The sequence below is a fragment of the Bacteroidales bacterium genome (assembly GCA_013314715.1).
Classification (GTDB): Bacteria; Bacteroidota; Bacteroidia; order Bacteroidales; family GWA2-32-17; genus Ch61.
In genome coordinates, this window is record JABUFC010000056.1 from 1 (window position 1) to 15,242 (window position 15,242).

7 protein-coding genes are annotated in these 15,242 nt (G+C 37.7%); all 7 read left to right on the plus strand.

Annotated elements, in window-relative coordinates:
• Positions 1-12 precede the first annotated feature (12 nt).
• The 7 genes from HPY79_11060 to HPY79_11090 all read left to right on the plus strand — a co-directional run bounded on the left by HPY79_11060 (position 13) and on the right by HPY79_11090 (position 15,148).
• Positions 13-10,038, plus strand: coding sequence for a PKD domain-containing protein (locus tag HPY79_11060; GenBank protein NSW46341.1), 10,026 nt, complete (start codon positions 13-15; stop codon positions 10,036-10,038).
• 4 nt (positions 10,039-10,042) lie between these two features.
• On the plus strand, positions 10,043-11,038 hold the full coding sequence (locus HPY79_11065; GenBank protein ID NSW46342.1) for a PorP/SprF family type IX secretion system membrane protein: 996 nt from the start codon (positions 10,043-10,045) through the stop codon (positions 11,036-11,038).
• 100 nt (positions 11,039-11,138) lie between these two features.
• Complete coding sequence (gene trxA / locus HPY79_11070) at positions 11,139-11,456, plus strand: thioredoxin (GenBank protein ID NSW46343.1); 318 nt, start codon at positions 11,139-11,141, stop codon at positions 11,454-11,456.
• Positions 11,457-11,468: 12 nt separating this feature from the next.
• A complete protein-coding gene (locus tag HPY79_11075) occupies positions 11,469-11,780 on the plus strand; it encodes an MTH1187 family thiamine-binding protein (GenBank protein ID NSW46344.1) in 312 nt (103 codons plus the stop codon).
• On the plus strand, positions 11,780-12,556 hold the full coding sequence (locus HPY79_11080) for a DUF3108 domain-containing protein (protein NSW46345.1): 777 nt from the start codon (positions 11,780-11,782) through the stop codon (positions 12,554-12,556). Before HPY79_11075 ends, HPY79_11080 begins: the two co-directional genes overlap by 1 nt.
• Positions 12,557-12,623: 67 nt before the next feature.
• Complete coding sequence (locus HPY79_11085) at positions 12,624-14,519, plus strand: T9SS type A sorting domain-containing protein (GenBank protein NSW46346.1); 1,896 nt, start codon at positions 12,624-12,626, stop codon at positions 14,517-14,519.
• The gene (locus HPY79_11090; protein NSW46347.1) at positions 14,519-15,148 is read left to right on the plus strand and encodes a DUF4421 family protein; all 630 of its coding nucleotides are present in this window, start codon (positions 14,519-14,521) and stop codon (positions 15,146-15,148) included. Before HPY79_11085 ends, HPY79_11090 begins: the two co-directional genes overlap by 1 nt.
• Positions 15,149-15,242: the final 94 nt, after the last annotated feature.

The following is a 15,242-nucleotide window of genomic DNA, read 5'->3' on the forward strand; positions in this document are numbered from 1 at the left end:
AAAATATTTTTTATGAAACGAATAATACTTCTCGTTGCAATTGCTTTTGTTTGTTCAATTTCAAACATTAAAGCACAGGTAGGAACCGATTTTTGGTTTGCTCCACCCAATGTAACCGAATATCATAATCCACCTAACTTTCCCATATATTTGCTTATTACAACGCTAGACAATCCGGCTACTGTTACAGTTTCTATGCCTGCCAATGGCAGCTTTACACCACTCGTATATAACTTACCAGCTAATAGTTCACAACGTGTTGATTTAACTTCGGTTAGGAGCCAATTAGAAACACGCCCTACCAATACCGTAATTAATACAGGCTTAAGAATACAAGCTACCGATAAAATTACAGTATATTACGAAGTATCAAATACTAACAACAATGAAATTTTTGCATTAAAAGGCGAGAATGGCTTAGGTACAGAATTCTATATACCTATGCATAAAGACCCAAATTTCTATAACCACCGATTTACAAATACACCCGTCGATTATGCTATTGCATCATTCGACATTATCGCTACCGAAGATAATACAAATGTCATTATATACAGCCCCGTTTTAGTTGATGGACATCCGGCTAATACTCAATTCTCAATAACCTTAAACAAAGGTCAAACTTATTCGTGCGCTACTACAGCCTTAACTCCAGCACAATCTGCACCTATGAATGATTACTACCAAAACCCTATTAATCACCCCGCTGGAGCTTCTGTTATTTCTGATAAACCTATCGCTATAACATACAAAGACGACTCTGATCATGATGTGCCAGCCGGTGGTTGCTACGATTTAATTGGCGACCAAATTATTCCTATTGATATTGCTGGAACCGATTACATTGCTGTTAAAGGCGGATTAGCTAATAATGGTAGAGAAAGTGTTATTTTAACCGGAACACAAAACAACACAAAAGTATATTTAAACGGAAGCACCACACCCATAGCAACTATTTTTGCAGGAGAAACATATCAAATTATCATCGACTCACTTAATACAAGCTCCAATAATTCGATTTATATTCATTGTTCAAAACCTGTTATTGCTACTCATATTACAGGCTTTGGATGTGAATTAGGATCTGCCATTTTACCTTCATTAAATTGTGCAGGAAGTAGTAAAGTTTCATTTGTACGTTCTTCAAATGAAACATTTATTTTAACATTTTTGGTTAAAACTTCAGCTATCGATGCTTTTACTTTTAGCCCAGCAACCGCTTCGCTAACCCCAGCCGATTTTAAAATTGTACCCGGTACTAATGGCGAATGGTCGGCTGCAAAAAAAACATTCACTACAGCTGAAATTCCCATTAATACTGCTTATAGTATAAGCAATTCCGAATCACTCTTTGCTATGGGACTTATCAATGGTGGAGCAACAACAGGTTGCCGCTATGGATATTTTTCTGAATTTGTTGCTAAAATATTTGTCGATGCAGGTTCAAATCAAACTATTTGTGCTAATCAAACTGCATCTTTATCTGGAAGTGTAACCGGAGGAGCAACAGCCGGTATATGGTCAACCAGTGGAACAGGAGTTTTTATTCCCAATGCAAATGACCTTAATGCCACTTATGTACCTAGCGGATTAGACATATTAAATGGAAGTGTAAAATTATATTTAACCTCAAATTCAGATTGTTATCCCGTTAAAGACAGCTTAACATTAACCATTACACCTGCCCCAACTGCCAATGCTGGACCTGATCAATCAGTATGTGCCAATAACCCAAATGTTAATTTATCTGGATCTATTAGCATAGCAACAGGAGGAATATGGAGTGGCGGAAGTGGAACTTTCTCACCCAGTAATACCTCATTAAATGCAACTTATACACCTACGCCTGCAGAAATTGCTAGTGGGTCAATTACCTTAACACTAACTACAACTGGTAATGGGTCGTGCGACCCCGCCACCGACCAAATTGTTATTAATTTTACACCCGCTCCTACTGCTAATGCTGGACCAGATGTTACCGTTTGTGCCAATAATGCTACCGTTAATCTTAGTGGAGCTGTTACCGTAGCAACGGGTGGAACATGGTCAGGGGGAACGGGTAGTTTTAACCCCGGACCTAACGCTTTAAATACTCAATATACACCTTCACCAGCTGAACTGTCATCTGGTACCGTGAATTTAACATTAACTACAACCGGAAATGGAGGATGTTTAGCTGTTTCAGATCAAATGATAATACATATTACTCCTGCACCTACTGCCAATGCAGGAACTGACCAAACTAAATGTAAAAACAATGCCGTTACTACATTAGCCGGTAGCGTTACCGTCGCTACAGGAGGAACATGGAGTGGAGGTACGGGCGTTTTTAACCCTAATAATAATACACTTACAGCTACTTATACACCATCAGCTGCGGAAATCGCCAACGGATTTGTTAACCTTACACTCACCACTACCGGAAACGGAAGCTGTAATGCCGTTTCAGACAATGTCGTTATTACATTTACCGACGCACCTACTGTCAATGCTGGTACCGATGTAACGGTTTGTGCCAATAATGCCACTGTGAGTCTTAACGGAACAGTTACTGGATGTTCAGGAGGACAATGGTCTGGAGGAACAGGAACTTTCACACCCAACAATACAACATTAAATGCTACTTATACACCATCGGCAGCGGAAATTGCTGCAGGAACCGTTACACTTACACTCACTACAACAGGAAACGGACTTTGCAACCCAGAAACCGACCAAATGACCATTACCATTACACCCGCTCCTACTGTTAATGCGGGTTCGGATATTACGGTTTGTGCTAATAACCCTACCGTTACACTTAATGGAGTAGTTACAGTTGCCACCGGAGGAACATGGAGCGGAGGTTCTGGAAGTTTTAATCCCGGAGCCAATGCTTTAGCTACTCAATACACACCTTCGGCAGCCGAAATTGCTAGTGGATCACTAACATTAACGCTTACTACTACAGGCAATGGAAATTGTAATGCTGTATCTGACAATATTAACATAACATTTACTCCAGCACCTACTGCCAATGCAGGAACTGACCAAACTAAATGTAAAAACAATGCCGTTACTACATTAGCCGGTAGCGTTACCGTCGCTACAGGAGGAACATGGAGTGGAGGTACGGGCGTTTTTAACCCTAATAATAATACACTTACAGCTACTTATACACCATCAGCTGCGGAAATCGCCAACGGATTTGTTAACCTTACACTCACCACTACCGGAAACGGAAGCTGTAATGCCGTTTCAGACAATGTCGTTATTACATTTACCGACGCACCTACTGTCAATGCTGGTACCGATGTAACGGTTTGTGCCAATAATGCCACTGTGAGTCTTAACGGAACAGTTACTGGATGTTCAGGAGGACAATGGTCTGGAGGAACAGGAACTTTCACACCCAACAATACAACATTAAATGCTACTTATACACCATCGGCAGCGGAAATTGCTGCAGGAACCGTTACACTTACACTCACTACAACAGGAAACGGACTTTGCAACCCAGAAACCGACCAAATGACCATTACCATTACACCCGCTCCTACTGTTAATGCGGGATCGGATATCACCGTTTGTAAAAATAATGCTAATGTAACCTTATTTGGTTCCGTACAAAATGCTGGTGGAGGAATTTGGAGCGGAGGCTTAGGATCTTATTCACCTAGCAATTCTGCATTAAATACGATATACTCTCCCTCACCTTCTGAAATCTCAAGTGGTTCTATGACTTTAACATTGACTTCAACAGGAAATGGCAATTGCTTAGCTGTATCTGACCAAGTTCAAATAACATTTACCGAAGCCCCCATTGCAAATGCTGGTAGTGATCAAGTAAAATGTGCCAATAATGCCTCAATAACATTAAATGGAAGTGTTATAGGTGCATCCGGAGGTCAATGGTCGGGAGGTCTAGGAATTTATTCGCCCAATGCAAATACATTAAATGCCGTATACACTCCTACTGCTCAAGAAATTGCTAATGGAGTAACTCTAACGCTAACAACCACAGGCAATGGGACATGTAATGCTGTTAGTGACCAGATGAGTGTTGTATTTACCCCAGCTCCAACTGCAGATGCAGGTCCTAATGTTTCTGTATGCGCCAACAATGCTAATGTTAACCTCAATGGTAGTGTAACAGTAGCTTCTGGAGGCACGTGGAGTGGTGGATTAGGCACATTCTCACCCTCAGCTAATCAATTAAGTACAACTTATATTCCTTCAGCTTCTGAAATTGCTGCGGGTCAAGTAACTTTAACGTTAACTACAACTGGGAATGGAACTTGTAATGCTGTAAGCGATCAAATTTTAGTAAATATAACCCCTGCACCTGTTGTAAATGCTGGTTCAAATCAGAGTGCATGCTTTAATAATCCGACCGTTACATTAGCAGGAACCGTTCAAAATGCAGGAGGTGGAGTTTGGAGCGGAGGAAGTGGTGTGTTTAACCCTAGTAATACCACACTTAATGCTACCTATACCCCCACTGCTGCGGAACTTGCTGCTGGTGTTGTTAATTTAACACTAACTTCAACAAGTAATGGCAATTGTTTTGCTGTTAGCAATAATATGCAAATAAACATAACTCCGGCTCCAATAGTTAATGCCGGTCCTGATCAAATTAAGTGTGCTAATAATCCCAATGTTTCGCTTAATGGTACTGTAAGTGGTGCTAGTGGAGGTCAATGGACAGGTGGTCTTGGCCAATTTATTCCTAATAATAATAGTTTAAACTGCGTTTATATTCCAACAGCTGGTGAAATAGCATCCGGTTCAATTACTCTTACATTAACATCAACGGGCAATGGAACATGTTTACCCGTTAGTGACAATATGGTAGTAACTTTTACCGCAGCTCCGACTGTAAATGCAGGAATAGATCAGGTTGTTTGTGCCAATAATCCTGCTATAACTTTAGACGGAAGCTATACTGTATCTACTGGTGCAATATGGAGTGGAGGAGCTGGAACATTTTCGCCCAACAATACCAACATGAACGCCGTATATACACCAACTGCTGCTGAAATTGCTGCGGGTCAAGTAACTTTAACTTTAACTACAACCGGTAATGGCAATTGTATATCTGAATCGGACCAGGTTACCATTTTTATAACACCCGCTCCCCAAGTTAATGCAGGTTCCGATATTACTGCTTGTGCCAATAATGCAAATGCTACACTAAATGGTAATATTTTAAATGCAGGTGGTGGCATATGGAGTGGTGGTAGCGGTGTGTTTAATCCATCTGCTAATACATTAAATGCAACTTATACTCCAACAGCAGTTGAAATTGCTAATGGGTACGTTGATTTAACCTTAACTTCAACTGGCAATGGTAGTTGTTTAGCTGTAAGTGATGTTGTTAGAATATTTTATACACCTGCACCCGTTGTTAATGCAGGACCCGATCAAACGGTATGTTCCAATAATAATTTAGTTACCTTGAATGGTACAGTTCAAAATGCAGGAGGTGGTACATGGTCAAATGGTCTTGGATTATTTAGTCCCAATAATAATATATTAACAGCAACTTATACACCTACTCAAGGTGAATTAAACAATGGACAAGTAATGCTTATTTTAACTTCAACTGGAAATGGAACATGCTTAGCAGTTTCTGATACTATGGTAATAAATTATACCCCTGCTCCTACTGCCAATGCAGGTTCCGATATAACAATTTGTTACAATAATCCAGTAGTTAATTTAAATGGAACAGTGTCAGTTGCTTCAGGAGGGTTATGGTCAGGCGGTTCAGGTAGTTTTGTATCAAATGCTAACAGTTTAACTACGACTTACATCCCTACCACAAACGAACTCGATGATTCTACGTTTACACTCACGCTAACAACCACAGGAAATGGCACTTGTAATGCTGTTTCTGATCAATTAACTGTTAATGTTATTGCTGCTCCCATAGTTGATGCAGGCCAAAATCAAACCGTATGTGTAGATAATCTTACTGTTCCATTAAATGGTTATGTTGCAGGTCCTACTAATACAGGTATATGGACAACCTCAGGAACTGGAACTTTTACACCCTCTCCTACTTCGCTCAATACTAACTATATTGCTAGTTCACAAGATAGTATTGCAGGTCAAGTTACTTTGTATTTAACTTCAACCAGTAATGGTATTTGTTCTCCAGTTAAAGATAGTATGCAAATTTCTATCTTACCTGCAGGTATTGCTAATGCAGGGAATGATATAACTGTATGTGCCAATAATGCTATCATTAACCTTAATGGTCAAGTTAGCGGTGGTGCAAGCTCGGGCACTTGGTCAACCACTGGTAGTGGTGTCTTTTTACCTAATGCCAATACTTTAAACGCTACTTATATTCCATCGAATGGTGATACTGCAACCGGTTCCATTATGCTAATTTTAACCGCAAACAGTTGCAATGTAGCTAAAGACACCATTCATGTAACCATAACCGACGCTCCGTATGTAAATGCAGGATCTGACAAAACAGTATGTGTGGATAACTTAGACATCCAACTTAATGGTACAATATATGGTGCCTCAAATACCGGATTCTGGACAAGCTCAGGCACCGGTTATTTTACACCTTCAAATACAGCACTCAATGCGGTTTATCATGCAAGTTCACAAGACTCTATAAACTTACATGTTACACTAGTATTAACAGCGACTAATATAGGAAACTGTAATTTAGTTACAGATACCATGCAAATTAATATCCTTCCTCCTGGTATTGTAAATGCAGGAGTTGACCAAATTTTGTGTGCTAATAACGGAAATGTACAATTAAATGGTTCCGTAACGGGTGGAGCTTCACAAGGCATGTGGCAAACTTCGGGTTCGGGTACTTTCTCACCCAATAATACAACACTCAATGCTACTTATATTCCAAGTCAGGCTGATTTAGCTACTGGATCGGTTACACTTGTTTTAACAGCAACGGATGCATGTAATTTTGCATACGATGTGCTACAAGTTAATTTCACACCTGCTCCTACTGCAAATGCTGGAACTGATCAAACTGTTTGTGCTAATAACTCACTTGTACAACTCAACGGAAGTTATACAATAGCAACTGGTGCTCAATGGACAAGCTCAGGTAGCGGAAGCTTTATTCCTGATAATACATCTATGAACGCTCAATATTTACCCTCTGCTGCCGATATTGCAAATGGTAATGTTAATGTTTTCTTAACAACCACAGGTAACGGAAGTTGCCTTGCCGCAAAAGATACTATGAAAATAACTATTACACCAGCTCCCATTGTAAATGCAGGAGTAGATCAATTTGTTTGTATAACAGGATCAAATACAAATATTTATGGTCTTATTTCAGGTGGTGCATCCCAAGGTATATGGACAACACTCGGAGACGGTGGTTTTGATAATCCAACAAGCCTATCCACTTTATACAATTTTGGAAATGCCGATACTACAAATGGAAGTGTACAATTAGTTTTAACGTCAACCGATAATGGAAACTGTTTGGCAGTAAGCGATACCATGACCATTCATTTTACCAATTCTGCCTTTGTTTTTGCCGGACCCGATAAAGAAATTTGTGTAACCAATCCTAGTGTAGTTTTACAAGCTTTTATTACCGGTGGTAGTAGCACAGGCGTTTGGACAACAACGGGCTCAGGAACGTTCTTCCCCAATACTACATCGCTCAACAACATCTATACAATAAGCTCAGCCGACTCACTCAATGGTTCTGTCGATTTAATTCTTACTTCGACCAACAACGGTACTTGCATGCCTGGTCGTGATACCGTTCATATTACCATACATCAATTACCCCTTGCAAATGCTGGTTCCGATATTTTTGTATGCAGTGGAACCACACAAATACCAATCAATGGCAGTGTTACCAATGCAAGCGGTGGTATTTGGACTACCTCCGGAAGCGGAACTTTTAATCCAAACGACACTACACTTAGCTTGATATATGAACCAAGTGCAACCGATCAACTGAATGGAACCGTTAATATTATTCTTCAAACTACCGGAAATTCTATTTGTCCGGCAGATTTCGATACGACCGTTATCCATTTACTTATACCCATTACTCCGAATTTCTCATATACAACTCCATGTTTAAATGCCAATGTACAATTCACCGATCAATCAATAGTATCCAATGGTACTATTACTAATTGGTTATGGACTTTTGACGGTAGCCAAACCGATCTGAACCAAAATCCAACATTCAGCTTTAATACCACCGGTACACATACGGTTCAATTAACGGTAACATCGAGTTTAGGTTGTGATTACAGCACTCAACAACAAATTTACGTAAATCCTCTACCAAACGTCAACTTTAGCAGTAGCATCAATTGCTATTTAGACGAAGTTCAATTTACTGATGAAAGTTCAGTTCAGGGCGGTCAAATTAATAATTGGCACTGGAACTTTGGCGATACTACCGTAACTTCAAATTTACAAAACCCCACCCATCTCTATCAAAGCTTTGGCACTTATAATGTTGTATTAACAGCAACCAGTGACTCAGGTTGTACCGCAAGTATAACCAAACCAGTTGAAGTATATCCTAAACCCATTGCAGGATTTACTTACAACGATAACTGTAGTAACTTTACCGTTACCTTTACCGACACTTCCTCAGCCAACCCATTATTCACCATCAATAATTGGTTATGGAATTTTGGCGATGGTAATACCTCTATCAATCAAAATCCAAGTCATATTTATAACACACCGGGTCAGTACAATGTTCAACTAATTGTTGGCGTTTCTGCCAATTGTAAAGACACCATTGAACAAACCATTAACACCTCAAACATTACGGCTAATTTTGGATTTACCCAATTATGTAACAACAATCATATTGCTTTTGCCGATTCATCCATTGCATTAGGGGCTACCATCAACAACTGGACATGGAACTTTGGAGACGGCAACACCAGTACCTCTCAAAATCCAAACTATTTATATGCCGACACAGGTACTTATCAAGTTTCACTCATTGTTCAAACACCTTTCTGTTCCGATACTATTTCTAAAAACATAACGATGCAACATTTAAACGGCAATTTATCTTATACATACAACTGCCAAAATTTAACTACTACTTTCACAGACCAAAGCACATATGCCGGCAACGCACCCAATAACTGGACATGGAATTTTGGCGATGGCAACTTTAGTAATTTGCAAAACCCTGTTCATACTTACAACGATACAGGTACATATCAGGTTCAACTCATACTTAGCACTTCGGGTATTTGCTCAGATACTATTAACACTAATGTTACCATTTACAACGTATATGCTGATTTTAACGTAAACAATACCTGTTTATACGACAGTGTACGCTTTATTGACCAAACCCAATTCGCATACGGAAATATTAGTCAATGGGTATGGAATTTCGGTGATGGTAACTCGGCAAATGTTCAAAATCCATCACATTTATATAATAATGCCAGTACCTATACAGTTAGTTTAAGCATTCAAACCGCTCAAGGCTGTCGCGACACTATTTCTAAACAAGTTACGGTATATAACGTTCCACAGGCGTCGTTCAATATTGTAACTACCGATTTACAAGTTAACAATCCCATTAAGTTTGTAGATGGTTCTACTGGTGCGAACTCATGGAAATGGGATTTTGGCGACAACTTTGGTACTTCAACCAACCAAGACCCCACTTACACTTATATGTATCCGGGCAATTACATTGTTTCAGAAGTAGTTAGCAATGAGTTTGGATGTAAAGACACTGCCATTCAAACCATTACAATTATCAAAATGGACGAAGTTTATGCACCTGTTCTACCAAGTGCCTTTACTCCCAATGGCGACAACAACAATGATACACTTTATGTAAGAGGAGGACCTTTTAAAGAAATTCTATTCCGAGTATTCAACGAATGGGGGGTTATGATATTCGAATCAACAGACCCGAATGTAGGTTGGGATGGAAAATATAAAGGTGATCCGCAACCGATTGGTGTTTATGTTTGCACTGTAAAAGCAATTACAGTCAACAACAAAGAATATAATTTCTCAGTAGAAGTAACTTTAATACGTTAAGGCTATGAAAAAGAATATCATTATATCGATTATAAGTGGAATAAGCATTGTTTTTATGTTCAACTCCACTTTAGGACAAGATGTTCAAATGTCCCAGTATGATGCTTCTCCGGTTTTATTAAATCCAGCCTTAACGGGCATGAAGCAAAACTTAAAATATAGGATTGTTCAGCAATACCGCAACCAATGGGATGCCGTTGCCCGAAAATCGTATGTAAGTACAGCACTGGCCTACGACATGAACTTACAACAGAAATGGGGTGCTGGAGCATATATCCTAAATGATAACAGCAGCAGAGTTTTCAACTCTTTCTCGTTTGTACTTTCAGGTGCAAATGATATTACCATAGGCAACCAAGACAAACATCACTTATCGGTTGGATTACAGGCTGGCTTTATCTATAAAACACTAAAATTGAACCAATACACCTACGACAAACAATACAATCAAGGAACTTTTGACAGCGATTTACCAAGTGGTGAAACGTTTGAACGGAGTAAACGCTTTATGCCCGAGGTTAATTTTGGTTTTGCTTACATTAATACCGATGATGCAAAAAAATACCATCCCTATGGAGGTTTAGCAGTTATGCACTGCACATATCCTAAAAGTAATTTCTTATCCGAAGGCGAAGAAAGTCATTTACCGCTCCGATATGTCATCCATGCAGGTAGCTTAGTAGAAATTAACGATAAAATCACACTCGACCCAAAATTACTTATCATGAAGCAAAATACTGTTTGGCAATTCAATCCCGGAATTTTAACTCATTACATTTTAGAATCGAGCGATTTGCACCTTATGGGAGGAATATTTTATCGTATCAATGATGCTGTTATTACACAAGTTGGACTATATTATAGAAATTTCATTTATCGTATTAGTTACGATTTTAATGTCTCAAAACTTAAAACCTACAGTCAATATAAAGGAGGCGTTGAATTTTCTATTATATTTTATAAAACAAGTGGTAGCGGCAGTCGGATGAAATTTAATTAAAAATTATTTAAAGCCCGCAAAATTTTAAGCGGGCTTTTTTTGTCGTTGCAGATATATTTTTTTTCCATTATCTTTGTTCAAACTAAAAAAACATTCAATTATGGTAATAGAATTTACTTCAAACAATTTCGATGAAATTGCTTTAAAAAGCGATAAACTTGTAGTAGTCGATTTTTGGGCTGAATGGTGTGGACCTTGCAGACTTATTGCCCCCATTATTCATGAATTAGCCGAAGAGTATGCAGACAAAGTAGTTTTTGGGAAAGTAGATGTTGACAGCAATAACTCATTAGCTGGTCAATTTGGCATTCGCAATATTCCTACCGTTTTATTTATCAAAGGCGGAAAAGTTGTGGACAAACAAGTAGGAGCAGTTCCTAAAGCAAAATTTGTAGAAAAAATTAATGCACTCATGTAATTTAATTAAGCTATGTCTGTATTAATGGAGTTTGCTATATTTCCTACCGATAAGGGAGGAAGCGTTTCCGAATACGTAAGCAAAGTCATTGAAATGGTTCGAAACAGCGGATATACTTACAAACTCACTGCAATGGGTACAATCGTAGAAACCGACGAACTTCATCAAGCCCTAAGCATCATAGATCAAGCCTACCATATACTTGAACCTTACAGCCAACGTATTTATTCTACTGTGAAATTCGATATTCGGAAAAACACTCAAAACCGAATTGAAGGAAAAATTGCCTCCATCGAAAGCAAAATCGGGAAAACCAACCATTGATGCTGTTTTCAAAAAAATATTTACTCCTTTTCACTGTGCTAATACCTTCCATGGTGTTAGCACAGTGTTTTTATACCAACCACACTTTTAAAAGTGGTGAAAAAATTGAATACAACATTAAATATAATTTAGGTTTTATTTGGATCGATGCCGGTTACGTAAGTTTTCAAGTCGATAGTGAGATGTACCAAGGTAAGCCCGTTTATAAATTCACAAGCAAAGGTAGTTCTTACGAAAAATACGATTGGATATATAAAGTTCGTGAATCATTCATCAGTAGAGCTTATCAAACTCCTTTAATGCCCATTTCATATTTACGAAATTCTATTGAGGGTGATTATTTCGCAATTGAAGAATATACATTTAACTACGATAAAAATCTTGTATTTTCTAAAGTCCAGAACACTAAAAAAAAACTTACCTACGACACACTTTCCTTACCAAATTGTGCATACGATTTATTAACCGCTATTTATGCATTTCGAAATTTCGATTTTGAGCATTTAAAACCAAACGAAATAGTACCCTTAACAGTAATTATTGATAACAAATGGGAAAAACAATACCTGCGATTCATCAATAAAGAAAACTTCAAATCAAACAACAAAACGGTTCCTTGTTATCATATTAAAGCAGCCATGCTCGAAGGCACCATTTTTCATGCCGGCGAGAATACCGACATATGGATTACACAAAGCTCCGAACGAATACCTATCTACATCGAAGCCAAAATTCTTGTCGGAACCGTTAAAGTATTTCTAAAAAAATATACATAGAAATAATTTTTTTGCAACCTTTACTTCCAAATTATCATCTTAATCAAAATATAAAATTTATCAAAATATGAAAAAATCAATATTTTTATTTCTTAATGTAATATTAGCGAATCAAATCTTCTCGCAATTACAGAACATTATTCCCTTAGAACAAAAAGCGTATGAAGCTGAAAAAGTAATGCATTCAAAAAATCCATTACTCGACAATTATGATGTTTGCTTCTATTTTATCGACCTTAATGCTACTAATCAAAACAAAACTATATCTGGTAAAGCGAGTATAAAAGCGAAAGTAGTAAATCAACCCCTCAACGAACTTATGCTTCAATTACATTCTTCGCTAACGGTTGACTCTGTTAAAATAAATACTCAATTATATGCGTTTACGCATACCAACAATGAAATTCACATTCCAATCAGCACACCTATTGCCGAAAACCAATATTTTACAGCCGATGTTTTTTATCATGGCACATCAAGTGGAACAGGCATAAAAAATGGTCAATCGCCTAGTTGGGGTGTAAAAATAACATGGACATTGAGCGAATCATACCATGCTATGGACTGGTTCCCATGTAAACAAGACCTTAACGACAAAGCCGACTCAGCTTGGATTTTTATCACTTGCCCCAACACACTTAAAGCAGGGTCGAATGGATTGCTTCGAAATACAGTAACACTCCCCAATAATATGGTTCGTTACGAATGGAAAACCTACTACCCTATTGATTACTACCTAATCAGCTTCACTATTAGCGACTATCAAGAATACATTCAATACGCTCGTCCTCAAGGTTATGCCGATTCTATTCTTATTCAACATTATGTATATAACAACTCCGGTTATTTACCTTATTTTCAAGCTGAAATTGATAACACCAAACCATTCGTGGAACTTTTATCGAATTTATATGGTTTGTATCCCTTTGCTCAAGAAAAATATGGACATTGCACTGCACCCATTGGCGGTGGCATGGAGCATCAAACCATGACAACCCTATCGTCGTTTAATTTTGAACTAATTATACACGAATTGGGGCATCAGTGGTTTGGCGATTATGTTACCTGTGCCAACTGGCAAGACATATGGGTAAACGAAGGATTTGCTACCTATACTTATTATTTAGGACAACAATATTTAATGACACAAAACGATGCCGACAACTGGATGGTTGGCGTTCATGACGATATTATGTCATCACCCGCTGGAAGCATATACATTCCTTTTGCCGACGTTAATGACGAATCAAGGATTTTTGATTATCGCCTTACCTACGAAAAAGGAGCTGCTATCATTCATACCATACGGCATATCATTAATAACGATAGTATATTCTTCAATGTTCTCAAAGGCTTTTTACAACAACATGCTTACTCAACAGCTATCGGCGATGATTTTAAAAATTATGTTAGCAACTATACTGGCATAGATTTTACAACATTCTTCGATGAATGGTACTATGGCGAAGGTTACCCCACCTACTCTATTGTTTGGAATCAAGTAAACGACAGCCTCTTTTTTACACTTAGCTCTATTAGCTCAGCTCCAACCATTACACCTTTTTTCCATCTACCCGTAGAAATTAAATTTTCTAATGGCACCCAAGATACTACCATTCGCTTCAACCATCAATACAATAACCAAAACTTTGCCATACATATTCCATTTAATGTAACCAACTTAACCATCGACCCCAAAAACTACATCGTAAATAAAGTTGGAACAATCACCACAGGAATTGATAATCTTTCGAACACACAATTTTCGTTATTTCCCAACCCATGTCATGAAAAGCTTTATATATCAAGCAATTCAAAAACTTTGAATGTAAAAATTTACGATATATACGGGCAATTAATTATGCAAGATAAATCGAAAAATGAAATAAATATTTCAAATTTAAAAAGTGGTATTTATTTTATAGAAATCGATAACTTTAGGCAAAAATTTATTAAGCAATAATGATACGATTTTTAACGTGTTTATTATTCATTCAAACTCAACTTTTAGCCCAAACCGACTCCAATTTTATTAGTCAACATCCTTATGATGCTACCTTATATAGCTATCTAACCAGCAAAATTAACACTATAGAATATTATACTGCAAAATCGAAATACAATTTACATTATCAACCCAATTCGTGGGGAAGTTTTGGTATTGGAGGTTCGTATAAGTGGGTAGATTTATCATTAGGATTATTATCGTATGGCAAAAAAGACAATAGTCAATATGGCACTACTACACGGTTCGATGTTCAATTGCATTTATATCCACGAAAATTTATTTTCGATATTTTTTTTCAGCTTTACAATGGTTTTTATTCGGATAATAAAGAAATAGTACCCCAAGGAGCAAAATCGTATTATCGGAATGATATAGGGATGTCTCACTTGGGTATAAACATCATACGAATTCTTAATTATGAACATTTTTCAACCAAAGCAGCTTTTTCGCAATCAGAAATTCAGCGAAAGAAAGCGGGTTCATGGGCTGTTGGAACAAAGTTTAATATCTTTGGTATCAATAGCGATTCTAGCCTTCTAGCTCCTATTATTTATCCCCCGCCATACAAAAAGTACATTAAATAAAAATATAAAAAACCCGAAAAATTCTTTGTGGCTGTAGGCGATTGGGCATATTTGGCTGGGTGGTTTGGATGACAAACAAAAAGTACATTCTTTA